The following is a 21,628-nucleotide window of genomic DNA, read 5'->3' as shown; positions in this document are numbered from 1 at the left end:
CCCGGGTTCACGCCCGGGGTTTATTGTGAGCGGTATTTAATAAAAAACCCGCCGTTAGGCGGGTATTAGTTGTAAATGGCGGAGTCGACGAGATTCGAACTCGCGGTCTCTGCCTTGACAGGGCAGCGTGTTAACCAGGCTACACCACGACTCCAAACACTGCTTTCTTACTACACATATATTTTAACTTAATTTGGGCTGGTCCGTCAAACAAATTTTGCAAAAGTTTCTTTTGGCTTAAAATTTCAGCTAAATTTACCCCACAAAATTTGTTCCAACTCCAGCGTAATGCCGTGTTTTTCTTTTACTTTTTGGCGCACCTGGTCCATTAAGTTTTTAATATCTTCCGGCGTGGCGCGGTTAAAGTTTACAATAAATCCGGCGTGCTTTTCGGATACTTTCGCCCCGCCGACGGACAGGCCGCGCAGGCCCGTGTCGTCAATCAAGCGGGAGGCATAATCCCCCACCGGGCGCTTAAACACGCTCCCGGCCGACGGATATTCCAGCGGTTGTTTTTCTATGCGTTTATGCAAAATAAAATTCCGGCTGGAGGTAAGTTCTTTGGCGTCCGCTTTTTGCAGTTTGAACGCCGCGGACAGGATAATACAGTTTTCTATCCCTTCCACATGGCGGTAGGCGTGCGGAACATCTTTTTTCAGCAGCGTAGCCGGCCGGCCCTCGCGGTCAATTACGTCAAAATATTCCAAGGTGTCAAAAGTTTCTTGCCCAAACGCACCCGCGTTCATATAAACGGCTCCGCCGATACTGCCCGGTATGCCGGACAGTTTTTCAAGCCCCGCCAGGCCCGCGGCGGCGGAAAGCTCGCACGCTTTATCCAGCGCGGCCCCGGCCTCGGCGCGCACGGTGTCGCCCTCGCAGGTAATGTTATTCATGCGGCTGGTGGCGCAAACAATGCCGTTTAAGCCGCCGGAGCCTACCAAAATGTTGGAGCCAAACCCCAATATGCGCAAGGGAATGTTGCCCGTATTGGCTAATTTTAATACAAAGCTCCAGTCCTCTTTTGTTTTGGGCAGCACCAACACTTCCGCATTTCCTCCGGTGCGGTAGGTGGTGTGGCGGCCCATGGGCTCGTTAAATAAACAATGTTCGCCAAAGAAGTTTTTTAATTCGTTTTTATAATCCATAAACCGTTAAAAATTCAGGCCGATACCGCCTTGAAAGCCCTCGTTCCCTGCCGTTTTGGTGTAGGCACCGAACAGGTAGCCGAACGGAAACGGTTTTAAGCTGGCCCCTACCGTATAGCGCACGGAGTCGTCATCGGAAGACAAGCGGTAAGGCAGGTTTTTGGTTTCCATTTTGGCGTAGTCATAGCCGACGCCCGCGTACGGAGTGAGGAACAAAAAGGTGAAAGAGGCCGTGGCGGAGGCGGAATAATGGTCCTGTTTGTACCAATCGGTGGAGCCGCGGTCGTAAAAAGCCATGGTGGAAACATCAATCACTTCCAATAGCTTAAACGAGTATTTTAACCCGCCGCCCAAAGACTTAAAACCGTTCATATCGGTCCCGCGGGCCATTACGGTAATGCCCAGCACAGGCAGTTTGGTTTCGGCGGTTAAAAAGCCGGTGTACAGGTAATCTTCGTGCGAAATATGGTTAGAGTCGGAGGGTTTAATCGCGCTTACGCTGGCCCCAATATCAAACCCGGGGAAGGTGGCCCCTTTGGCGGTGTGGAAATCGGCCACGCCTATCATAGTGGCAACGTCTTTATTGTAGGCGGATAAATCGGAAGATGCGCTGATATGGTTTCTAAAATCATCTCCCAAATCGGTCGCGGCGGCGGGAAGCGCGCAAACCAAGGCAAAAAGCAGAGCGGACAGTTTTTTCATATTAAAACTCCTGTTGATAAAATAAGTGACATATAATATGATAGAAAAAGAGAGCCCGTTTATCAACCGGGCCGCACAAAAGGGGAGGGTTTTATGGTTAGTGAATTGGCCGGAACGCTTACAAAACATAAATTAGATGTTGCCGCATTGAAAGATGCTTTTTATCATCCGCAGGGGGCTCCTGCGCCTGTTAAATTTGGTACTTCGGGCCACCGCGGGCAGTTGGGAACGGGCTTTTGCGCGTTGCACGCCAAGGCGATTGCGCAAGCCGTGGCGCGCCTGCATAAGGAGCGCGGCATTACCGGCCCGGTGCTGGTGGGGGGAGATACCCGCGTGGTTTCCCGCGATACGGCTAATTTGTGCGCGGAAGTGTTAGCCGCCAACAACATTCCTGTTATTTTGCCGGATATGCCGGTGCCTACGCCGGTGTTTTCGTTTGAAATTTTAAGCGGCCGCGCGGTGGCCTGCTTAAACGGAACGGCCAGCCACAACCCGCCGCAGGATATGGGACTGAAATACAACCCTTCTAACGGCGGCCCGGCGGATGCGGAATTGACCGGGCAAATTGAAAAATACGCCAACGAGTATTTGCAAAATCCGGCCGCTATTCAAACAATGCCGCTGGAAGAAGCGCGCCAAAAAGGGCTCGTCAAATCTGCCGACGTGCTGACCCCGTATGTGACGGCGTTGGGGCGGATTATTGATTTTAAGGCGATTGCCAAATCCGGCATTAAAGCGGCTATTCACCCGTTGGGGGGCACCAGTTTGCCGTATTATGAAGCCATTAAAAAGCAATATCATTTGGATAATATGGAAATTGTGGATAAAACCCAAGACCCCACGTTTAGCTTTATTCCGTTGGACCACGACGGCAAAATCCGCATGGACCCGTCTTCCAAATATCCCATGTCCCCGCTCATTAAACTGGTGGAAAGCGGCAAATACGCTTTTGCCGGAGCCAGTGACCCGGATGCGGACCGCTTCGGCTGTGCGACCCAAGCGGGCGGGCTGATTTCGCCCAACCACGCGTTGTGCGTGATGGCGGATTATTTGCTCAAACACCGCCGGGAAGGCAATTCTATCGGGCGCACTTTGGGCACCACGGCACTGCTAGACCGTCTGGCCGCCGCGCAGGGCGCTAAATTGGACGAAGTAAACGTAGGATTTAAGTATTTTGTGCGCGGGTTGGCCCGCCGTAAATATGTGATAGCCGGGGAAGAAAGCGCCGGAATGTCCGTAAGCGGGTGGACGACGGAAAAAGACGGCATTTTAGCCGTTTGTCTGCTGCTTGAAATTATGGCTAAACAAGGGGATATTGCCCACTTGTACGACGGCCTTACCAAATTGTACGGCACCCCCAGTTATACCCGGATAGACGTGCCGACGGACGACGAAACCAAACGCAAAATAAAAGCACTCAAAAAGACGGATTTTGCCAATCTGTATACCGTAGCGGGCGAGCGCGTCACGCAAGTGCGCGATACGGACGGCATTAAAATCTACTTGCAGGCTTCTTGGTTTTTGGTGCGCCCTTCCGGCACGGAAAACATCTTAAAATTCTATGCGGAAACCTTTTTGGGCGAAGACCACTTGCAACGCATTGTGGAAGAAGGCCAAAAATTATTTAGTAAATAGTATGCTCTTCTAAAATACCCGAACCCCGGCCCTGTTTCGGCGCCGGGGTGTTTTTTATTATGAGGGGGCTTTTTCAAAGGGCGTTTTTTATCCTTTTCCAAAATGCCCCACGGCCCCAATTTTCCCTCCCACTCGTCCCGGGGCGGTTGGTTTTATGGGCAAAGCCTACTTTTGGTAAAATAAAAGTATGTTAAATTTTTTATATGTGGGCTTGGGCGGTTTTGCCGGAGCCGCACTGCGTTATGGGGTGAGCGCTTTGGCGGCCGTGCTGGCGTGGCGCGGGCATTGGGGCACGTTGGCCGTTAATGTACTGGGCAGTTTGGCTATCGGTTTTTGCGCGCCCTGTTTTGAAAATTCCGCCCACCCGGGCCGTTTGTTTCTGGTGGTGGGGGTGTTGGGCGGATTTACTACGTTTTCCAGTTTCTCTTTAGATACGCTGGCGCTTTTTCAAAACCGCGGTTTTGGCCAAGCGGCCCTGAATGTGCTGTTAAATGTAGGGGTTTGTTTGGTGGCGGTGTGGGCCGGGTTCAAGTTGCAAAAAATGTGTTAAACGCTTTTTCAAATAAAACGCGGGAGCCTTATAAAAAGCAGGCTCCCGCGTTTGTGTGCCTAAATGTGCCTTAAAATTAAGCGGCGCGGCGGTCCATTACATAGCAACTGCCTTTCGGCTGGCGTTTGGCTAAACATTTCAGTTCACTGCCAATGTTGCTTACCATCGCAAAAGAGGTCAGCTTGCGTTGGGTGTTATGCACAATGCCAATACCAATGGAAAGCAAATTAAACCGTTCCGCTTCGCCGCGGCGGTTGACGGAGTCCATAAACCCTTGCAGGCGGTCTTGTTCGTTGTAAAACAAGGGGGCGGTGGAGTCTAATTCCTGGGTGATTTGCTGGGCAATAGCCTCTGCTTTATCAAAAGAGCAAACCACAATAAAATCATCTCCGCCAATGTGCCCCACAAAGGCCGTGGGGTCTTGCAGGGCGGCGCGTACGATAATGCCGGACACGGTAAGGAGTACATGGTCCCCGGCGGCAAAACCGTATTTGTCGTTATATGCCTTAAAATTGTTTAAGTCACAATACAGCACGGCAAACTTACGTTGGGAGGCAATTTCCTGCTCCACGCGGGCTTGTATGGAGGGGTTGCCCGGCAGGCGCGTTAAAGGGTTGCTGTCCATTTTTTGTTTGTTGCGTTTAAGGAGCAATTTTACGCGGGCGACAATTTCTTCGCCGTCGGCAGGTTTGGTTAAATAGTCGTCAATATCCAGGCCCAAACCTTCCAGTTTGGTGGCTTTATCGGCCGCCGCGGTAAAAATGATAATGGGCGTGTGCAAATAACCGGTGCGGCTGCGCACTTCGCGCACCACCTCAAAGCCGGTTTTACGGGGCATTTCGTAATCTAAAATCAGCAAGTCGGGGTTTTCTTTATAGGTTTTATCAATAGCTTCCTGCCCGTCTTGCGCTTCTATCACGCCGAATCCGGCATCTGTAAGCACTTCCGATACTAAAAAGCGAAGGGTAGCGGAATCATCCGCCAGTAAAATTTTTGCATTGGTTTCCATAGTAAGTATTAAATGAAATATTACTGCCCGGCGCAAGAGCAAATTTTCATATAATAAATTTATGACCTATGCCATTTTGTTTATCGGAGCTGTTTTATTTTTAGGGCAGGTGTTTTCTTTCTTGTTTGAAAAAACCCGCCTGCCGGACGTTTTGCCCCTGATGCTGCTGGGGATGTTAATCGGCCCGGGGCTGCATATCGTCACGCCGGATATGTTCGGCTCGGCCGGGCAGATTTTTACTACCTTGGCGTTGGTGGTGGTGTTGTTTAAGAGCGGGGTGAATTTTAACGTATCTGCCTTGCGCGGTACGGCGTTGCAGGGTGTGTTGTTGGCTACCTGTATGTTTTTATTGGCCGGCGCCGGGATTGCGTTTTGCTCCTATTGGCTGTTGGATTTGCCGCTACTGGCGGCGTGTGTAATCGGCGCGATTGCGGCCAGTAATTCTTCGGCGGTGGTCATTCCGTTATTAGGCAAACTCAACGTGGCCGATAATACCCGCACCGTGCTGTTTTTAGAGGCTAATTTAACCGGGGTGTATGCGATTGTGGTTTCTTTGGCGCTGATTGGCGTACTGGTGACGGGGGCCAAAGTATCGGCCGGATATATGTTGTTTGAGGTGGTTAAATCGTTTGCTATCGGCATTGGATTTGCGTTGGCGGCCGGGCTTTTTTGGATGAGCGTATTAAACCATGTGCGCCGGATGGAAAATGCCGTATCCCTGACGTTTGCGTTTGTGCTGTTGGTGTACGGCGCCACCAAGCTGTTGGGCGGCGACGGCGCGATTGCAACCCTGGTGTTTGGCATTGTGGCGGGCAATATCCGCGTGTTCAGCCGCTTGTGGCTGCATAAATTTGAAATTAAAGGCTTTGCCTTAAATGCGGAAGAACGCGTGTTTTTTGATGAAGTGGAATTTATTTTCAAAACGCTCTTTTTTGTATATATGGGTATTTGTATGCGCGTGGGCGCGTGGGGCCCGGTGGCGGCGGGGCTGTTGGTGGTGCTGGTAAAATTTCTGTTGCGTTTGCCGGTGGCCGATTTTTGCACCGCTAAAACCATGTCCCGCGGGGATACGGCCGTTTTGTGGGCCATGTGCCCCAACGGCCTGGTCAGCGCGGTACTGGCGGCTATGGCGGCCCAACAACTGCCCGGGGAAGGGGAAACCGTGCAAGATGTGGTATATGCGGTTATCTTTTTCGGTGTGATATTATCCAACCTGCTTTCCTTCCGATTGCAGAAAGGCGGTTTACAGGGGTTTGTAAACAGTGCTTTCAGCAGGCATATTTCCCAATAAAAAAGCAAAATTCCGCGCGTAAATGCGGCATTTTGACCCTATAATAAAAAACACCCCGGGCGAAAGTTCGGGGTGTTTTTCCGTTTAAGGTTTGTAAATAAAGGACAGTAAGTTTTGTTTGAGGTGGTCCCTGCGCCAGGAAAAAAACTGCTCCGCGTTGCCGCAGGTGCAAAAATCCGGCGCGTAAACGGCGTCCTCGGTTAAGCCGGCTTCTTGCAGTTGGCGGCGGATTTCTAAAGTTAAATCTATAAATAATTTTCCGTTTTGGCGCACCCAGCAGGTGTGTGGGAACTGTTGCGCGGTGTCTTCCTGCACTTCAAAACAGCATTTTTGAATGTGCGGGCCCAAAAACGCCTGCAACGGCCCTTTGGCACCCAACGCCTGCATTTCCAGCGCGGTTTGTTGCGGTAATAGCTGTGCCACCCCGCGCCACCCGGCGTGAACCAAAGCTACCAAATCGGCCTCTTTATCCCATAAAAACAAGGGTACGCAATCGGCGGTCAGCACGGCGGCCCCAAAGCCTTTCGGGCGCAAAATCCAACCGTCTGCGTGGGGGAGCGGGGTGATTGTTTGTTGACGGGCGGCCTGCTCGGGTGTGAGGATAGGCAAAATATGGTCCCCATGCACTTGGTGTAAGCGCAAAATGCGGGCGGAGGGAATATCCAATTTTTCAAAAAAAGCATCTTGTACCGGGCGTTCGCGCATATTGCCTGCGTGGCGGGAAACAGTCCCGCCCACTACGCCCAGGGCCAGTAATCGGGGGTCGGAATAAATTTTCATGCGTTTAGTTTTTTCAGCCGCACGGTGGAAAGTTGCGTGCCTAAAATATGCTTCGCCAAGCGTTTGAACCGCTCGGGCGCATCACTGGCGTAAATAGCCAGGGAGCCTTTGCCGCCGGCTTGCTGTTGGCGGGAGGATAAAAATTGTTTCACTTCTTGCGCCAGGGTGTCGGCAGAGTCCACCAGGCGCACCTGTTTGCCCAGCACGCGGGCAATAACCGGCTTTAGCACCGGGTAATGGGTGCAACCCAAAATAACGGTATCCGCCCCGTTTTTAAGAACGGGTTTAAGGTATTCCCGCGCGGCTAATTCCGAAAGCGGCTTTTTGGCCCAGCCTTCTTCTACCAGCGGCACAAAGAGCGGGCAGGGTACCTGCAAAACGTGCGTTTGGGGGCGTTTTTGGAGGATTTGTTGGCGGTACGCCCCGCTTTTAACGGTGGCTTCCGTGCCCAGTACGGCAATACGCCCGTTGCGGGTGGTGGCGGCGGCTTTGGCGGCCCCCGGTTCAATCACCCCCAATACAGGCACGCTGATTTGTTTTTTGAGCGTGTGTAAGGCCAGGGCCGAGGCCGTATTGCAGGCCACAATAATCAGTTTGACCCCTTTTTGCTCCAAAAAGCGGGCAATATCCAACGAAAACTGCGTGACGGTCTGTTTGGATTTAGAACCGTAAGGCACGTTGGCCGTATCGCCAAAATAAATGAGCTTTTCGTGCGGCAACGTCCGGCGCAGGGCTTTTAAGATAGTAAGCCCGCCCAAGCCGGAGTCAAAAATACCGATAGGCGCATTATTCATATCTTCTATTATATGAATTCCGGCGCCCAAAAGCCTATTTTTTATGGCGCATACGGTTGCTTTGTGCTAAAATATGGATATGTTCCGTAAATATGTTTTTTTTATTTTGGCTGTTTTGTTGCTTACGCAACCTGTTTGGGCACAGCGTAAAAATGCTGCCGCGCCGCTGGTGGTTGGGGGAAATTTCTCCGAACAGACGGCGGCCGCACACCGCCCGGAAGTGTTTGACCGAAATGCGCGTAATGCCGAAGTAGCCGCCTTAAACGATTTATTAAAAAACAAACAGTATGCGTCCGCTATCCGCCGGATTAACGCCTTAACCGCCAAAAACTTTTTGGATAAACGCTTTTACCTGTTGTTGGCCATAGCTTATGACGGTTTGGGCAAGACGGATGACGTTATTTACTCCGCCGGAGAGGCCATAGCCGTGGCCCCGCAAGACCCGCGGGCCTATATCTTGCGTGCGGGGGCGTATTTACAGCGCGGCAATTACGAGCGTTGCCGGATTGATATTGAAAAAGCCCTGTCCTTAAATCCCAATTCCAAATTAGCGGCTAAAATAAAAAAAGAATTGGACGAAAAAACATTTGTCAAAGCAACTACCGCTAAAGAGCCTGCCAACCGCAACCAACAAACGCCCAACTGGGTGACGTGGTATTTTATTGCCATTATTTTTGCGGTGGTGGTGTTTGTGTATTTGCGGTACGAAGACGTTTTCCGCCGCCCGAAAAATGCGTATTCCCGCCGGGAATCCGACATTAAAGAACAGTATGATTTTGTGCGCCAGATTGGGGAAGGCGGCATGGGGAAAGTGTACGAAGCCTATGATAAAGTGCTTAAACGCAAAGTGGCTATTAAGCGTATCCGCCCGGAACTGGTGCGCAGTGCGTATGTGCGGGAGCAGTTTTTGTCGGAAGCGCGCATGGTAGCCTTGCTGCGCCACCCGTGCATTGTGGAAATTTACACGGTAATAGAATCCGAAAGCAGTTTGTATTTGGTGTTTGAATATGTGGACGGGCAAACGCTGGAAACCCGCCTGGATATTGACGGCCGGATTGCGTTTTCCAAGGCGAAAAAGATTTTTGAATCCGTCTGCCGCGGGCTCCACTATGCGCACTCCCAAGACATTGTGCATTGTGACTTAAAACCCGGCAACATTATGATTTTGGACGACGACCGCGCCAAGGTAATGGATTTTGGCGTAGCCAAAAAAATGGTGGATAACGACACCGGCGCCCGCACGGTGGCCGGCACGCCCGCCTATATGGCCCCGGAACAGCAAAAGGGGTTTATGCGCAAGCAATCGGACGTATACTCCCTGGCGCTGTGCCTGTATGAAGCGTTGGTGGGGCAAGTGCCGTGGACGGTAAAAGGCTTTGATATTGCTAATAAAAAGATTTATCCGGCTTCCCGCCTGGCCCCGGGCATTCCTCCGGCGGTGGACGCATTGATAGAAGACGCGCTGAAAGAAGACCCCAAAGAGCGCTTGCAAAGCGTGGACGAATTTTGGAGCCGGTTAAGTGCCATTAACCCCTTGCCGGAAGACCCGGAAAAAACCCATTATTAATACTTTATAAATCTAAAAACCGCCGGAGGGGCGGTTTTTTTGTGCTTGCTAAATCGGGCGCGGGCGCATATCATAAAAAAGGCCCCGCCGGGGCGGGGCTTTTTGCCAAAAGGTTTTATTTTAATACTTTTTGGGCGGCGGTAAAAACATCTTCCAAATGGCGGAAAATGGGCTTTTCGCCAAAGTGCGGCTCCCATTTCAGGCGGGCCAGTACGTCACTGACCACAAAGGCCGCCGCGCCTTTTACTTTGCGTTTGGCGCAAATGGCGTAAAAAGCGGCGGTTTCCATTTCCACCGTCAGTGTGTCTTGCTTTTGATAGTGGCGCACTTCCTGCGGCGTTTCCCGGAAAATCGCGTCCGTCGTCCAGTTGCGCCCGATATGAAAGTCGTGCCCGTCTGCCTTTAACTGTTTGGCCAGTGCGCTAAACAAGGCTTTATTGGGTTTTGCCGTTTCTTTGGCGGTATAGCAAGGGGACGTGCCGTCATCACACAAGGCTTCTTGGCAAAGCACAATATCGGCCGGCTCTACTTCTTCCTGCAAGGAGCCCGCCAGCCCGATAAACACAAATTCCTGTACGCCTAGCGCAATCAGCACTTCTAGCGCCATGGCCATACCCGGCGCCCCGCAACCGAAGTTGGTCACATAGCACAAGTTTTGTTTTTCCAATACATAGATGTCCGCCTCGCAATTATATTTTTTATATTGGGCGTGGCTTTCCACATATTTGGTTAAGGAAGAAATAGGGCACAAAACCGCCTTTTTGGGCAATTTTAAGCCGCAACGGATATGCTTTACATACGCGGCGGCGGAAGAAATTTCTTTTAATCCGGCTTTTTTAGATTTGGGAAATAATAATGTCATAATAATAAGAGGACTCCACTTATTACTATACAAAAAAACAAGCGGCTATGAAACGGCCTTTTGGGTTGCCCTAAAAAACCGCCCGCGCGGGATTATTTGCTTTACAAGGCGCCGTAATAGGTGTTATCATATAAATAAGTTGTTTTGCCTGAGGCGTAAATCATGCTAAAAAAATACAACATTGTAAACCGCAGACTGGCCGAAGTGGACGAATCCACCGCGCAGGTATTTGTATATACCAACCCGACGGTAGAGGAACAGCGCTTTTTGGTGGAATCCTACCAAATAGACGAACACACCCTGGCCAGCGCGTTGGACCCGGACGAACAACCCCGCTTGGAGTTTGAGCCGGAACATATTGTAATGATTTACAAACGCCCGAAAAATTATTCCGGCAAAGACCAGTTGGAATTTAAGGTGGCTTCCGTAGGGATGTTTTTGTTTGAAGATAAATTGGTGGTGGTCTTGGCGGAAGACATCCCCCTGTTTGTGGGCAAGCGTTTTGCAGTGGTGTCCTCTATCAAAGAGGTTTTCTTAAAACTGGTGTACAACTCCATTTCCCATTATGTGGAACACTTGCGCATTATTCACATGATTTCCGAAGAAATAGAAGACAAAATGACGGAATCTATGGATAATACTTACCTGCTTAACCTGTTTAGTTTGGAAAAAAGTTTGGTGTATTACGCGGAAGCTATTACCTCTAACGGTTTTGTGTTTGAAAAAACCCGCAACCTTTCGGCCCGCATCGGCTTTGACGAAAAAGACCAAGAAATGCTGGACGATATTATTGTTGAAAATATGCAGTGCAAAACGCAGGCGGATATTTATTCCAACATTTTGGCCCAGTTGCTCGGCGCGCGTGCTTCTATTGTGAGCAACAACCTGAACTTGCTGATTAAAAAATTAAACGTAGTGACTATTTGGATGATGGTGCCGACCCTGGTGGTGAGTGCGTACGGTATGAACGTGGCCTTGCCCCTTTCGGACCACCCGGACGCTTTTTGGATGTTAATTGGTGTGTGTTTGATTTTGGTGTGGCTGGTAATGATGTACTGGCGGCACAAAAATTGGTAGCGTATAGAGCGGTTTGGGCCGCTTAAAACAGATTTTATAAGGATTAGACAAAAACGCCGCTCCGGGCCAACCGGGGCGGCGCTTTTCATCGGAAACTGGGGGGATTTTAACGGTTTAGGCGAGTTGCTCTTACTGCTCCCGTGCAAATAAAAAACCCCGCCGGGTGGCAGGGTTTTTGAAAAATCCGTTTGGTTTATTTCTCCACTTTTATACCGCGGAACGCCCGGTATAAAACGGCTAACAGGCCGAAAATCACATAAGCGGAAAAAACAATCAAAATAACGTCTTGCGGGTAGCGGATTAACAATACTACCAAAAATACAATCAGCAAAAGCGCCCATACGCTCATGCGTTTTTCCCGTTTGGCCTTAAACGCCGCATAAGGCACGTTGGATACCATTAATAAGGCTAAAATCAGCATGGCAAACCATACAAAATTATACAAGTGCGGCAAGTACGGCGTTAATAAGCGGATGTTGTGCCCGCCCATATTGCCTTCCATAATGCTGTAAGAAATGGCAAAGGAGGCCAGCAAGGCCGCCGGGGCCGGCACCGGTAAGCCGGAGAAGTATTTTTTGGAGCCTTCCCCCGCTAATGCCATGGTGTTGAATTTGGCTAAACGCAACACCCCAAAGCAGGCGTATACGCACGCAATCGGCGCGCCCCAAATGGGTTGCTGGTGCAATACAAAAAAGTACATCAGCATAGCCGGGGCGGTGCAGAAAGAAATAGCATCCGCCAGGGAATCCATTTCCACCCCAAAGTTGCTTTCCGTGCCCAACAGGCGGGCCACGCGGCCGTCAAACATATCAAACACGGCGGCAAATAAAATCAACCAGCCGGCTTGCGCAAAATGCCCTTTGGCGGCGGCTAAAATGGAAAAGAACCCGCAGGCCAAATTGCCCAGGGTAAATAAAGAAGGCGCCGTTATGGCACCGGTGTGTTTTAGTTTATCAACAACTTTCATTTCTGCTTTTTGTGAAGACTTTGTTTCTTCTTGCATGATGGGAAATCCTCGTTAGGGGGCCTTATTTCCACAGGGCCAGTACGGTTAAACCGCCCTGCACTTTTTGCCCTTCTTTTACCAACACGCGCACGGAATTTTTAGGCAAATACACCGCCACTTGGGAGCCAAAACGCACCAGGCCCAAATGGTCGCCCGTTTTAATTTCCTGCCCGGGTTTTACCCAACATTCAATACGCCGCGCAATAGCGCCCGTCAGTTGTTCCACATGGGCAAAGCGCGCCGGATTGTTCTGTTGGAAAAGTTGGATAAGGTTGCGTTCGTTTTTGGAAGCGGCATCCGGGTTGTTGGCAAATAAAAATTCCCCTTTGTGGTAGAAAATTTCGCCCACTTTGCCGGATACGGTGGAACGCTGAACGTGAACATCAAAAATGGAAAGGAAAATCCGCACGACTACGGAGTTGGGGTCTTCTTCCGTTTTAATGCTTAAAACGGTGCCGTCCGCCGGGCAGGCAATTTCGTCTTCCGTAAATGCGGTATTGCGGACAGGGTCCCTAAAGAAATACGCGCAAAAAACAGCCACCACAGCGCATAATACGGCTAAAAACCGCCAGGTAAACAACGCGCAAACACACGCTACCAATGCCAGTACGGCAAAAAATTTCAGCCCCATAGGCTGTACCGTAAACACCCAGCCGAAGCATTTGGAAAAAGTTCTGTTGATGTCTTCCAGCATTTCTTACTCCTGCGGTATAAATAAAAAGAGTGGGCAGGGGGGGACTTGAACCCCCACGGCCTTGCGGCCAACAGATTTTAAGTCTGTCGCGTCTGCCATTTCGCCACCAGCCCTTTACATACATATTCTAACAAAAAATTAGATAATGTGCATATAATTTTGCAACATAGAGGGAAATTTTACTTATCAAAGGTTTTTAAGGAGCGGTAAAACTTTTGGCAAAACAGGGTTTTTACGCCCTCTTTTTTCAGCGTGTTTTGCAATTCCCGGTCGTCCGTCACGGCTATTACGCGCTTGCCGGAAGCATGCAAAAAGAGGGCTTTTTCGTAAATGATTTGGTCGGCGGTGTCACTTTCCGAAAATTCTATATGCACGCCGCCGCGGTACAACGGGCCGACTGGGCGGAAAGAGCCGTCAAAAATCAGGTTATATTCGTGCATGGCATATTGCGGCTGGGCGGAAATATCAGCCAGTAAATCAATAAAATCGGCGGTCACTTCGTCTTCCGTGCGGGCAAATTCATACAAAAAACTGCGCACAATATTGAGCCCGTCAATTAAATAAACGGTAGGTTTTGTGGAGGTATACATAATAGGGTGTTGCCTTTCATATAAAAAATTGTTATAAGAAAATGATACAATATAATACCGTTTTTTGCAGGACGGTTCTATGAAAATTACCGTTTTTACGGGGGTGTAATAGATTCGACGGGTATCTGTTGCTGCCTGGGAGCAAGTGCCGGTTGGCCAGGCCGGCTAAAATAGGGCCACAAAAATAACTAACAACAGCAATGTTGCTTGGGCTAACGCTTAGTCCCACCGTGCTTTCGGTGCTTTTCACACGCTGAAAGGTCACGGTCATTATGTGAAATGCCGCACGGGCGGCGCGTTTCGTCTTCCCGTGCGTAAGCCAAACGGAACAAACCGCGTTCTTGCCGCTCTGTGTTTAGGGCGCGGTTAACCAAACAGAGCTAAACTTGTAGCGCCTTGGCGGAAAGGATGTTCGGACGGGGGTGCGAATCCCCCCACCTCCACTTTTTTATGTTTTAGCGGCAAATGCCGCCCGCGCGGTTTTGCGGGGGCGGTGATTTTATAAGGAGATTGTATGGCAACAAATATTAAATTTGGTACCGACGGTTGGAGAGGCGTAATCGCTTGGGATTTTACTTTTGAAAACGTGCGCCGCGTGGCGCAAGCCTTGGCGGATTTTATTAACGAAAACGCCCCCGCCGAAGAAGAAGGCAAAACCTCTAAAATTTTTGTAGGGTATGACCGGCGTTTTATGTCGGACATTTTTGCCGCGGATATTGCCGCTATTTTCCGTTCCAATAAATTAAATGTCACGCTGGGCGAATGCCCGGTTTCCACCCCGGTAGCCAGTTGCTTAACTATCAGCAAATTTTGGTTAGCCGTTATGGTGACGGCCAGCCACAACCCGGCCCAATATAACGGTATTAAAATTAAACTGGCGGGCGGTTCCGCACCCACCCGTGTGACGAAAGAAGTGGAACAGTTGCTGGACCAAAATTCCATTTTGTCCTTATACGGGCAAAAAGCGGAAAAGAAAGATTTGACCGATGTTTATTTGAAATATGTGTCCTCCCATGTGAATATGAAAAAAATTGCCGCTATGAAAGGCAAAGTGGTGATGGACTATATGTACGGTGCGGCCAGCGGGTATTTGGAGCGCCTGTTAGCTCCGGCGCGCGTGATTGCGCTTCGCGCACAGCATGACCCCACTTTTAACGGTATCCAGCCGGAGCCGGTGGAAAAAAACCTGGCGGAGCTTAAAAAAACCGTCTTGGATAAAAAAGCCGTTTTGGGTATTGCCTTTGACGGCGACGGCGACCGCGTGGCACTGATTGACGAAAAGGGCACTTATTTAACCCCGTGCGTGCTGGCGGCTGTTTTGTTGGATTATTTAATCAAAAATAAACGCTTAAAAGGCAACGTGGTGGAAACGTATTCCATGGGCTACCTGCTCAAACGCATTGCCCGCAAGCACGAAATGCTGTTTGAAGAAGTGGGCGTCGGTTTCAAAAACGTGGCGGAGCGTATCTTTTTGGATGATGTGGCCTTTGGCGTGGAAGAATCCGGCGGGTACGCGTGGAAAGGCAGTCTGCCGGACCGCGACGGTTTAATGGTGGCGCTTACCTTCCTGGAAGTAATGGCCGTCACGGGCAAAAAAGCCAGCGAACTATGTGCGGAAGTAGCCGCGGAATACGGGGCATCCGTCTATTTGCGTAAAGATTTGCCCATTACCAAACCCATGGATAAAGCCGCCGTGGTGGAAAAAATGCGCAAAAAATTGCCTAAAAAAATCAACGGGCATAAAATTGCCGAAATTTACACGGCCGACGGCTTAAAAGTAATTTTAGAAAATGATGAATGGGTACTCATTCGTCCGTCCGGCACGGAGCCGCTCCTGCGGGTCTATGCCGAAACGGCCACCAAAAAAGATACCCAGGCTATGTTGGACTTTGGGGCCAAATTGGTGGCTCCGTATCTTAAATAGAGGGGAAAATGGTTAAAATAGCTTTAGTGGACGATTCCGTAATCTTGCGTTCTGCTATACGCAACGTGCTGGAGTCTTCCGGCTTTGAAGTGGCGTTGGAGGCAGGCGGCTCGGCCGAATTGTTCGCCCACATTAACGGCAGCGGAGTGGAACTGGTGCTGTTGGATATTTTCTTCCCTACCGAAAACGGCCTGGATATTTTGGCCAAACTCAAAAAACATTTGCCGTCGGTAAAAGTATTAATGGTGACGGGCCTGCGGCAAGATACCATTGTGGCGGAAGCACAGCGTTTGGGGGCGGACGGCGTACTGTTTAAGCCGTTTGATACGGACGATTTATTGTCTTCCATCCACCGCGTACTTTCCCAAAATAAATAGGATTTTTATGACTACGCAAACCCAAGAAAAAGCCCAAATCAACAAGGCTTTGTTTGATGCCGCCTTAACCGGCGATTTAGCCAGCGTAAAGCGCTGGGTGGAGGCCGGGGCGGATGTAAAATGGCATTTGTCCAGCGGGTGGACCCCGCTGTTGGTAGCCGTGCAAGGCGGAAATGCGGAAGTGGTGCGCTTTTTGGCGGTGCGCGGGGCTTCCTTAAATGCCGCACTGCCAGACGGCACCGGCGCGCTGACGATAGCCGCCCTGCAAGGTAAAACGGACGTGGCGCACTTTTTGGTAGAGGCCGGGGCGGATGTAAATGCCGCTACGGACGACGGCCGCACGCCGTTAATGGCCTCGTGCATTAACAATCAGGCGGAAATTACGGAATTTTTAGCGGCCCATGGGGCGCAGACCGAGCAGGAAGATGCCCGCGGCTTGACGGCTTTGGCGTGGGCGGCGCGTTGCAAAGCGGCGGACTCGGCCCGCGTGCTTTTGGCGGCCGGAGCCAAAGTGGATGGCGCAGACCATTACGGCTATACGCCTTTAATGTGGGCCGTTCAGCAGGAAGATTTGAATTTAACCCGGATTTTGGTGGAACACGGGGCCAATGTAAATGCGCGGGAAAAGGAAGAAATTTCCGCCCTGGATGCGTTGAAACTGTTGCAGCCGGAAGACGAAAACGAAGAACACCGCGCGGCCCGGCGCGAAGCGGGTAAGTTATTGGCGGCAGGGAAATATGATGTCCACGTCCGCACCAACCGCTTGAGCGTATTGGATTTGGCCGAAGGGGAAGCGTTGCGGGCGTATTTAACGGAGCAAGGCGCCCTATCCGGCGACGAGCTAAACTAACGCTGTTTTCTGACAGAAAAAAACTCCCCGGCAGGCTGTATGGCCCACCGGGGAGTTGCATTATAGGTTAGCTTTTATAATTTAAGCCACTTAAATTCAAAAAATACCACTATGCCAAATACAATTACCGGGCCCCACCCGGCCAAAAACGGGTTGATGTAGCCGTTTTCCCCAATGGAAGTAAACATGGAAATCAACCACCAAAAAGTAAACGCAATCACCATAGAGGCCAAAATATTCAAAATTTTGCTTTTACGCCGCATACTGATAGCAAACGGAATACCCAATAAGCACATAATCAGCGTGACGAACGGCGTGGCCAGTTTGGCTTGGCGGACGGTTTCGGCCTCGTAATAGGCCAGGCCGCTTTGCTTAAAAAAGCGGATTCTTTTGCTTAAATCGCGTATGCTTAACAGTTTGCTTTCCGTGCGGTTGACGGACATATCCGCCGGGGCGGTGGATACCGGGGAATCGGCTAAATCAAAATGTTCTTCTTGCGTGTCCATTTTGTCTACAAAGGTGCGTTTGGTGCCGTCTTGAAACGTCCACGCGTGGCGGTTTTCATCCCACGTCATGGAGGTTGCCACAATTTGGTTGGAAATGTTCCATACGCTGTCGTAAGTATCCAGGGAAATTTCTTCCATTTTCCCGGCCGATAAATCCACCTTTTTAGCGTAAAGCATTTGGTGGGGGGAAATTTTCATAGCTACGTCATATTCCGTTTGCAGGTTAAAACCTTCCTGCGGTTTTATTTTGGTGTAGTAAATGGTTTCCGCCTTAATGTTTAAGGGAGGAACGACAAATTCCTGCATGAGCATAGTTAGGCCCGTCACCAGTAAAAGGCAAACTACTACGGGGATAAATAATTGTTTGGGGGAAAACCCGCCCGCCACGCACGCGGTCCATTCCCCATTAGCCACCATTTCCGAAATAACGGATATGGCCCCCAATAAACACGCCACCGGCATAATGGTAGCCAGCCAGTTGGGGAACGTAGCCAGGGAATAGCTCAAAACGGCCCCCAAAGTGGAATAGCCGTTATTGAGGGTTTTTAATTTTTCAAAGGTATCCCCCAGTACCACCAGGGCGGCAAAAACACCCAGGGCAAATAAAAACGGCCCCCAAAATTTCCGGGCGATATAAAAATAGATACGCGGCATTAGATATTAAGCCTCTTTTTCCATAGATATTGGGCCACAAAAACGCCCACAAAAAACGGCAAACACGGCGCCACATAGGAAAGACACGCATATTTTTTACCTATACTGAGCCCCAGTGTCATCAGTAAATAAAACGCAAAAATAATAATTACGCTAAACAGCATGCCCCAGCCCTTGTTGGTGCGCTTGCCGAGCGAAAACCCCAGCGGGCAGCTGATAAATAGCATTAAAATAGGGGATAACGCCAGCACGTTGCGCACGCTGATTTCGGTGCGGTATTCGTTGACGGTTTCTTTGAGAAGCGTGCCCGCTTGTATGCGGCGCAACAGTTTGGTGGTGGTCTGTTCGGATACCCGCTGTTTGCGGCGGTGGTCTTTGGTTAAGGAAATGCTCATGGTGTAGTTGTCAAAATTCGCCGCGATAATGGAGGCGGAATCTTTGGCGTCAATGCGTTGCATTTGGCCGTCCGTCAGTTGCAGGCCGATAGCGGTGTCCGTCAGTACAATTTTGCCGGTAGCGGCGTTTACTTTGGTGCTTAATGCGCCGTTATCCCCTTTTTTGATTAAATGAATTTGGTGCGCTTCGCCGCTTTTTTCGTCTAAATTTTCCAAATACAGCTCCCATTCCCCCAGGTTTAAGAAGGTTTTGGGCTCTAAGGTCACTTTGGTAATTTTACTGCGGGCTTCGTCGCGGCGGTCCAGAAATTTTTTATAACTGCGCGGGCTTAACCAGTTGCCGGTGACAATTAATAATACGGAAAGCCCCACCGCACACGCTAGTAGCGGGCGGACAATTTCCTTAAACGAAAACCCCGCCGCGCGCAAAGCTATCAGTTCGCCGTGTTCGCTCATGTTGGTTAGGGTCAGCAAGACCGCTATTTGAAAGGCCATCGGCGCGCTTAAACAAAATACATCCGGCAGAATGTTGAGCAGGGAAGACACAATCCACCCGAACCCGGTGCCGTAGGCCATGGCCATATTCAGCACGCGGATAAAGTGGTTCATAAAAATAACCAAGGTTAAAATGCCCACCACGGCCACAAAAAACGTGAGCAGGCTTTTGGCAATGTATTTTGTAAAAATACTGATACGCATATTTACATTTTAACAAATATCCTTTGTGTTCGGGGGAATATGGGCCTTTTGGCCCTGGTGGGTATGGGCCTAAAGACTCTGTTTACCGGGCTCTATTAATGCTATTCTATAAATAAGGAGATGCTATGAAAAAAATTTTGACGCTAGTTTGTTTATGTGTTTTTTTGGCACCTGTTTCGCAGGCGCAAGGCAATAAAGCCTTTAATGCACTGAAACGCATTGGCCAAAAGGCCGGGGAATCACTTTCCAAGGTACAGCAACGGGCCATGGCGCAGGTGGAACGGGTGCGTGCCCAGCACAGAGTGAAGGTTTACTCCAAGCGCGAAGTTTTTACTAAAATGCCCCATGCGTTAGTACAGGTAATTGGTATGAACCAGGGGGGCCTGCGCTCCACCGGTTTTATTTTGGAAGATTTTAAGCACGGCCGTTCCCGCTTATGGGCCGTGGTACCGTACCATGTGGGGGGCGGAAAAGGCAGGTCTATCCGCCTGCGCTTGTTGGATGCCGCGGGCAAAATCCATAATTACGATTTGAAAATTGCGGCCGGCGGCGGTTGGGGGCCGAACGCGATTGATGCTTCGTTGGTGCGGTTGCCGAACGAATTGGCCGGGAAAGTGACGGCTTTGCGTTTAGCGCCGGAGCCGGCCCGCGCGGGCATGAATGCTTTTTCCTTTGGCTATACGGTGTTTCATACCGAGCAGCTAAAACCGGTTGCCTTAATGCGCAATATTAAAAATGTCACCGGTTTTAGAATGATGGGCGATTACCGCTTTATAGAAGACCCCAGCGGTTTTTGCGGCTCCCCGGTGTTGGATGCGGAAGGTTATGTATTGGGTGTCCACAGCGGTACGGTAGGGATAGAAAGCTCTATGGCCGTCACGGCAGACGGTATCCGCCAGTTAATCCGCGCGTATGATACCGGCCGCGGGGCGATGGCGGTGCGGGTGTTTGGCCGAGAAGCCATGCAAATTGAAACGACCGAAAGTATTTCCTCCATTTCTTTATACCGTCACGGCAGTTGGATATACTCCGTAGCCTTAAACCATTTGTATACGCCGTTTTCTTACGCGCATGCCGAGGCCGCTTTCGGACCGATTGAACTGCGCAAAGGCGATACCCTGGTGTTCCACATTGTGGAGCATGGTACGCCGACACGGAGTGTTTCTTATACCATTCCCCAATAAGCCGTTTTGACAGCAATTGTTAAACATGCCCCGGAATATGGTTTTTCCGGGGCTTTTTATCGCGCGCATACGATAAAATTATCGGCAAAGGGCGGCTAAATTTCATAAAATGGAAAATGAGGTATTTTATCCCCATGAAGATTCCCCGGCTACTGATAAGCCTTTTATTAATAAGCCAGTTTGTGTTTCCGCCCCAGCTCCGGGCGGAGGAATTGCCGTATAGCCTGGTGGATAAATCCCAATACGATATTTTTGCCGAAGACCAACAGGCCGCCGAGGAAAAAGCCCTGGAAATACCCGATACGCCGGATGATGCCCAACTGCTTAAATACACCAATGCTTTTTGGCGCCAGGCGGTCACTGCCGTAGAGGGCGCGTATAAGTTGGATAAAGACCCGGAGCCCATCCCGGACTTAACCTTGCTTAACCCCACGCTGTCCCTGCCGCTGTACGGAACCAGTATTGCTTTGACGGGGCGCTATGTGCTGGGCTTCAAAATGGAAGCCAAAAAATACAAAGAGGATAAAAACAACTCCACCGAAGAACGCGATACGTCCAGCAATACCATGCAACAGGAACTCCAATTAAAAATGCAGGGTAAAATTTTGGACCGCGTGTTTGTGGATATTGACTACGACGACCAACGCGAGGAAGAAAAAACAATCTCCGTGGCGTACCGCGGCAAACCGGGCGAAATTGTGCAGTTGGCGGAATTTGGGGATATTGATTTATCCCTGCCGGAAACGGAATTTATTACCTATCAAAAGCAGTTGTTCGGGGCCAAAATGCACTTACAGTATAAAGATTTGGACGTGCGGCTGATTGGCTCCCAAACCAAAGGTTCCAGCAAGCAAAAGCAATTCGTCGGCAGCAGTGTATTGGCTATTTCCACCTTGTCGGATGCGGACTATAAACGCCGCACTTATTACGATTTAACTTTCGGCGGCAATATCAAGCCGGATACTACCGGGGCCAATACGGTGGATATTGCCGTCTACAATAACTGGCGTTCTTTAATGGGCGGTATTTCCTCCGGTACGGAAGAAATTTATTTGGATGCTAACAATTCCGATAACGACTTCGTGCCCGTATCCCGCACCGCTTCCGACGTTATGGGCGGCGGAACGTACGAAAGTAAATGGCGTTTGCTGACCCGTGGTACCGATTACACGGTGGATTACGCCAGCGGTATTATTCAATTTAAGCGCACTATTACGGCGGAAAGTGTGCTGGCGGTGGACTATGTAGGCACGACGGGCAACCGCTTGAGCCAGGTAATGGGCACGGCTATTAACATTTTGCGCCAGTTCTCCACGGTTTCTTCGTCGGTGGAGGAA

Annotated in this window: 21 protein-coding genes, 2 tRNA genes and 1 other RNA gene; 11 read left to right on the top strand and 13 right to left on the bottom strand. The window is 50.1% G+C overall.

Annotated elements, in window-relative coordinates; all coding sequences use genetic code 11:
- Positions 1 to 76 precede the first annotated feature (76 nt).
- The 3 genes from ACQY18_RS03655 to ACQY18_RS03645 form a co-directional block, all read right to left on the bottom strand.
- Positions 77 to 154: transfer RNA gene (locus ACQY18_RS03655), tRNA-Asp, on the bottom strand.
- 91 nt (positions 155 to 245) lie between these two features.
- On the bottom strand, positions 246 to 1,145 hold the full coding sequence (gene murB, locus ACQY18_RS03650) for a UDP-N-acetylmuramate dehydrogenase (protein WP_428038894.1): 900 nt from the start codon (positions 1,143 to 1,145) through the stop codon (positions 246 to 248).
- A 6-nt stretch (positions 1,146 to 1,151) separates the two neighbouring features.
- Entirely contained in the window at positions 1,152 to 1,847 is a 696-nt protein-coding gene (locus tag ACQY18_RS03645) for a hypothetical protein (RefSeq protein ID WP_428038893.1), read from the bottom strand.
- A gap of 93 nt (positions 1,848 to 1,940) precedes the next feature.
- On the opposite strand from ACQY18_RS03645, the gene ACQY18_RS03640 reads away from it, so the two are divergent.
- Together ACQY18_RS03640 and crcB are read left to right on the top strand one after the other, a co-directional pair.
- Positions 1,941 to 3,482, top strand: coding sequence for an alpha-D-glucose phosphate-specific phosphoglucomutase (locus ACQY18_RS03640; protein WP_176778211.1), 1,542 nt, complete (start codon positions 1,941 to 1,943; stop codon positions 3,480 to 3,482).
- A gap of 187 nt (positions 3,483 to 3,669) precedes the next feature.
- The gene (gene crcB / locus ACQY18_RS03635; RefSeq protein ID WP_428038892.1) at positions 3,670 to 4,032 is read left to right on the top strand and encodes a fluoride efflux transporter CrcB; all 363 of its coding nucleotides are present in this window, start codon (positions 3,670 to 3,672) and stop codon (positions 4,030 to 4,032) included.
- A 76-nt stretch (positions 4,033 to 4,108) separates the two neighbouring features.
- Here the strand turns inward: crcB and ACQY18_RS03630 are convergent, their stop codons facing one another.
- On the bottom strand, positions 4,109 to 5,041 hold the full coding sequence (locus tag ACQY18_RS03630; RefSeq protein WP_428038891.1) for a GGDEF domain-containing response regulator: 933 nt from the start codon (positions 5,039 to 5,041) through the stop codon (positions 4,109 to 4,111).
- Positions 5,042 to 5,102: 61 nt separating this feature from the next.
- Between ACQY18_RS03630 and ACQY18_RS03625 the strand changes: the two genes are divergently transcribed.
- Positions 5,103 to 6,332, top strand: coding sequence for a cation:proton antiporter (locus tag ACQY18_RS03625; RefSeq protein ID WP_428038890.1), 1,230 nt, complete (start codon positions 5,103 to 5,105; stop codon positions 6,330 to 6,332).
- Between the two features lie 84 nt (positions 6,333 to 6,416).
- Here the strand turns inward: ACQY18_RS03625 and ACQY18_RS03620 are convergent, their stop codons facing one another.
- Both ACQY18_RS03620 and murI read right to left on the bottom strand, forming a co-directional pair.
- The gene (locus ACQY18_RS03620) at positions 6,417 to 7,112 is read right to left on the bottom strand and encodes a polyphenol oxidase family protein (RefSeq protein WP_428038889.1); all 696 of its coding nucleotides are present in this window, start codon (positions 7,110 to 7,112) and stop codon (positions 6,417 to 6,419) included.
- Positions 7,109 to 7,906: a glutamate racemase gene (gene murI / locus ACQY18_RS03615; RefSeq protein ID WP_428038888.1), complete on the bottom strand. Its 798-nt coding sequence runs from the start codon at positions 7,904 to 7,906 to the stop codon at positions 7,109 to 7,111. Before murI ends, ACQY18_RS03620 begins: the two co-directional genes overlap by 4 nt.
- Positions 7,907 to 7,979: 73 nt before the next feature.
- Here murI and ACQY18_RS03610 point away from each other — a divergent pair, with 73 nt between their 5' ends.
- Complete coding sequence (locus ACQY18_RS03610) at positions 7,980 to 9,473, top strand: protein kinase domain-containing protein (RefSeq protein ID WP_428038887.1); 1,494 nt, start codon at positions 7,980 to 7,982, stop codon at positions 9,471 to 9,473.
- Positions 9,474 to 9,588: 115 nt separating this feature from the next.
- On the opposite strand, the gene ACQY18_RS03605 is transcribed toward ACQY18_RS03610, so the two are convergent.
- Positions 9,589 to 10,335, bottom strand: coding sequence for a nucleoside phosphorylase (locus ACQY18_RS03605; protein WP_428038886.1), 747 nt, complete (start codon positions 10,333 to 10,335; stop codon positions 9,589 to 9,591).
- Positions 10,336 to 10,497: 162 nt separating this feature from the next.
- Between ACQY18_RS03605 and ACQY18_RS03600 the strand changes: the two genes are divergently transcribed.
- Positions 10,498 to 11,412: a magnesium transporter CorA family protein gene (locus ACQY18_RS03600; protein WP_176778219.1), complete on the top strand. Its 915-nt coding sequence runs from the start codon at positions 10,498 to 10,500 to the stop codon at positions 11,410 to 11,412.
- Between the two features lie 193 nt (positions 11,413 to 11,605).
- Here the strand turns inward: ACQY18_RS03600 and pssA are convergent, their stop codons facing one another.
- The 4 genes from pssA to ACQY18_RS03580 form a co-directional block, all read right to left on the bottom strand.
- On the bottom strand, positions 11,606 to 12,379 hold the full coding sequence (pssA, locus tag ACQY18_RS03595) for a CDP-diacylglycerol--serine O-phosphatidyltransferase (RefSeq protein WP_428038885.1): 774 nt from the start codon (positions 12,377 to 12,379) through the stop codon (positions 11,606 to 11,608).
- 61 nt (positions 12,380 to 12,440) lie between these two features.
- Positions 12,441 to 13,112 carry a phosphatidylserine decarboxylase gene (locus tag ACQY18_RS03590; RefSeq protein ID WP_176778221.1) on the bottom strand — a complete coding sequence of 224 codons (672 nt, stop codon included), beginning with the start codon at positions 13,110 to 13,112 and terminating at the stop codon, positions 12,441 to 12,443.
- A 30-nt stretch (positions 13,113 to 13,142) separates the two neighbouring features.
- Positions 13,143 to 13,225: transfer RNA gene (locus tag ACQY18_RS03585), tRNA-Leu, on the bottom strand.
- A 66-nt stretch (positions 13,226 to 13,291) separates the two neighbouring features.
- On the bottom strand, positions 13,292 to 13,702 hold the full coding sequence (locus ACQY18_RS03580) for an NYN domain-containing protein (RefSeq protein ID WP_176778222.1): 411 nt from the start codon (positions 13,700 to 13,702) through the stop codon (positions 13,292 to 13,294).
- Positions 13,703 to 13,801: 99 nt separating this feature from the next.
- Between ACQY18_RS03580 and ssrA the strand changes: the two genes are divergently transcribed.
- The 4 genes from ssrA to ACQY18_RS03560 all read left to right on the top strand — a co-directional run bounded on the left by ssrA (position 13,802) and on the right by ACQY18_RS03560 (position 16,853).
- Positions 13,802 to 14,148: a transfer-messenger RNA gene (gene ssrA / locus ACQY18_RS03575) on the top strand.
- 68 nt (positions 14,149 to 14,216) lie between these two features.
- Positions 14,217 to 15,626, top strand: coding sequence for a phosphoglucomutase/phosphomannomutase family protein (locus tag ACQY18_RS03570; protein WP_176778223.1), 1,410 nt, complete (start codon positions 14,217 to 14,219; stop codon positions 15,624 to 15,626).
- An 8-nt stretch (positions 15,627 to 15,634) separates the two neighbouring features.
- Positions 15,635 to 16,003: a response regulator gene (locus tag ACQY18_RS03565; RefSeq protein ID WP_176778224.1), complete on the top strand. Its 369-nt coding sequence runs from the start codon at positions 15,635 to 15,637 to the stop codon at positions 16,001 to 16,003.
- A gap of 7 nt (positions 16,004 to 16,010) precedes the next feature.
- On the top strand, positions 16,011 to 16,853 hold the full coding sequence (locus ACQY18_RS03560) for an ankyrin repeat domain-containing protein (RefSeq protein WP_428038884.1): 843 nt from the start codon (positions 16,011 to 16,013) through the stop codon (positions 16,851 to 16,853).
- A 74-nt stretch (positions 16,854 to 16,927) separates the two neighbouring features.
- Here the strand turns inward: ACQY18_RS03560 and ACQY18_RS03555 are convergent, their stop codons facing one another.
- Both ACQY18_RS03555 and ACQY18_RS03550 read right to left on the bottom strand, forming a co-directional pair.
- Positions 16,928 to 18,013 carry an LptF/LptG family permease gene (locus ACQY18_RS03555; protein WP_428038883.1) on the bottom strand — a complete coding sequence of 362 codons (1,086 nt, stop codon included), beginning with the start codon at positions 18,011 to 18,013 and terminating at the stop codon, positions 16,928 to 16,930.
- Entirely contained in the window at positions 18,013 to 19,107 is a 1,095-nt protein-coding gene (locus ACQY18_RS03550; protein ID WP_428038882.1) for an LptF/LptG family permease, read from the bottom strand. The genes ACQY18_RS03555 and ACQY18_RS03550 overlap by 1 nt, the downstream gene beginning before the upstream one ends.
- Before the next feature lie 125 nt (positions 19,108 to 19,232).
- Here ACQY18_RS03550 and ACQY18_RS03545 point away from each other — a divergent pair, with 125 nt between their 5' ends.
- Together ACQY18_RS03545 and ACQY18_RS03540 are read left to right on the top strand one after the other, a co-directional pair.
- Entirely contained in the window at positions 19,233 to 20,291 is a 1,059-nt protein-coding gene (locus ACQY18_RS03545) for a hypothetical protein (RefSeq protein WP_428038881.1), read from the top strand.
- Between the two features lie 134 nt (positions 20,292 to 20,425).
- Positions 20,426 to 21,628: hypothetical protein (locus tag ACQY18_RS03540; protein WP_428038880.1), on the top strand; the 1,203-nt coding region annotated here is incomplete at its 3' end.

This window comes from Candidatus Avelusimicrobium faecicola, from assembly GCA_900540405.1.
Taxonomy (GTDB): domain Bacteria; phylum Elusimicrobiota; class Elusimicrobia; order Elusimicrobiales; family Elusimicrobiaceae; genus Avelusimicrobium; species Avelusimicrobium faecicola.
Note: the sequence above shows the minus strand (reverse complement) of the source record. Positions and strands in the feature narration are given on the sequence as shown.

Bases quoted from the DNA above. Each gene is read 5' to 3' on its own strand.
- ACQY18_RS03590 (WP_176778221.1), bottom strand. From the start codon at position 13,112: ATGCTGGAAGACATCAACAGAACTTTTTCCAAATGCTTCGGCTGGGTG.
- ACQY18_RS03640 (WP_176778211.1), top strand. From the start codon at position 1,941: ATGGTTAGTGAATTGGCCGGAACGCTTACAAAACATAAATTAGATGTT.
- ACQY18_RS03570 (WP_176778223.1), top strand. From the start codon at position 14,217: ATGGCAACAAATATTAAATTTGGTACCGACGGTTGGAGAGGCGTAATC.
- ACQY18_RS03645 (WP_428038893.1), bottom strand. From the start codon at position 1,847: ATGAAAAAACTGTCCGCTCTGCTTTTTGCCTTGGTTTGCGCGCTTCCC.
- ACQY18_RS03600 (WP_176778219.1), top strand. From the start codon at position 10,498: ATGCTAAAAAAATACAACATTGTAAACCGCAGACTGGCCGAAGTGGAC.
- ACQY18_RS03550 (WP_428038882.1), bottom strand. From the start codon at position 19,107: ATGCGTATCAGTATTTTTACAAAATACATTGCCAAAAGCCTGCTCACG.
- crcB (WP_428038892.1), top strand. From the start codon at position 3,670: ATGTTAAATTTTTTATATGTGGGCTTGGGCGGTTTTGCCGGAGCCGCA.
- ACQY18_RS03560 (WP_428038884.1), top strand. From the start codon at position 16,011: ATGACTACGCAAACCCAAGAAAAAGCCCAAATCAACAAGGCTTTGTTT.
- ACQY18_RS03605 (WP_428038886.1), bottom strand. From the start codon at position 10,335: ATGACATTATTATTTCCCAAATCTAAAAAAGCCGGATTAAAAGAAATT.
- ACQY18_RS03630 (WP_428038891.1), bottom strand. From the start codon at position 5,041: ATGGAAACCAATGCAAAAATTTTACTGGCGGATGATTCCGCTACCCTT.
- ACQY18_RS03565 (WP_176778224.1), top strand. From the start codon at position 15,635: ATGGTTAAAATAGCTTTAGTGGACGATTCCGTAATCTTGCGTTCTGCT.
- ACQY18_RS03545 (WP_428038881.1), top strand. From the start codon at position 19,233: ATGAAAAAAATTTTGACGCTAGTTTGTTTATGTGTTTTTTTGGCACCT.
- ACQY18_RS03555 (WP_428038883.1), bottom strand. From the start codon at position 18,013: ATGCCGCGTATCTATTTTTATATCGCCCGGAAATTTTGGGGGCCGTTT.
- ACQY18_RS03610 (WP_428038887.1), top strand. From the start codon at position 7,980: ATGGATATGTTCCGTAAATATGTTTTTTTTATTTTGGCTGTTTTGTTG.
- ACQY18_RS03625 (WP_428038890.1), top strand. From the start codon at position 5,103: ATGACCTATGCCATTTTGTTTATCGGAGCTGTTTTATTTTTAGGGCAG.
- ACQY18_RS03580 (WP_176778222.1), bottom strand. From the start codon at position 13,702: ATGTATACCTCCACAAAACCTACCGTTTATTTAATTGACGGGCTCAAT.
- murB (WP_428038894.1), bottom strand. From the start codon at position 1,145: ATGGATTATAAAAACGAATTAAAAAACTTCTTTGGCGAACATTGTTTA.
- ACQY18_RS03620 (WP_428038889.1), bottom strand. From the start codon at position 7,112: ATGAAAATTTATTCCGACCCCCGATTACTGGCCCTGGGCGTAGTGGGC.
- murI (WP_428038888.1), bottom strand. From the start codon at position 7,906: ATGAATAATGCGCCTATCGGTATTTTTGACTCCGGCTTGGGCGGGCTT.
- pssA (WP_428038885.1), bottom strand. From the start codon at position 12,379: ATGAAAGTTGTTGATAAACTAAAACACACCGGTGCCATAACGGCGCCT.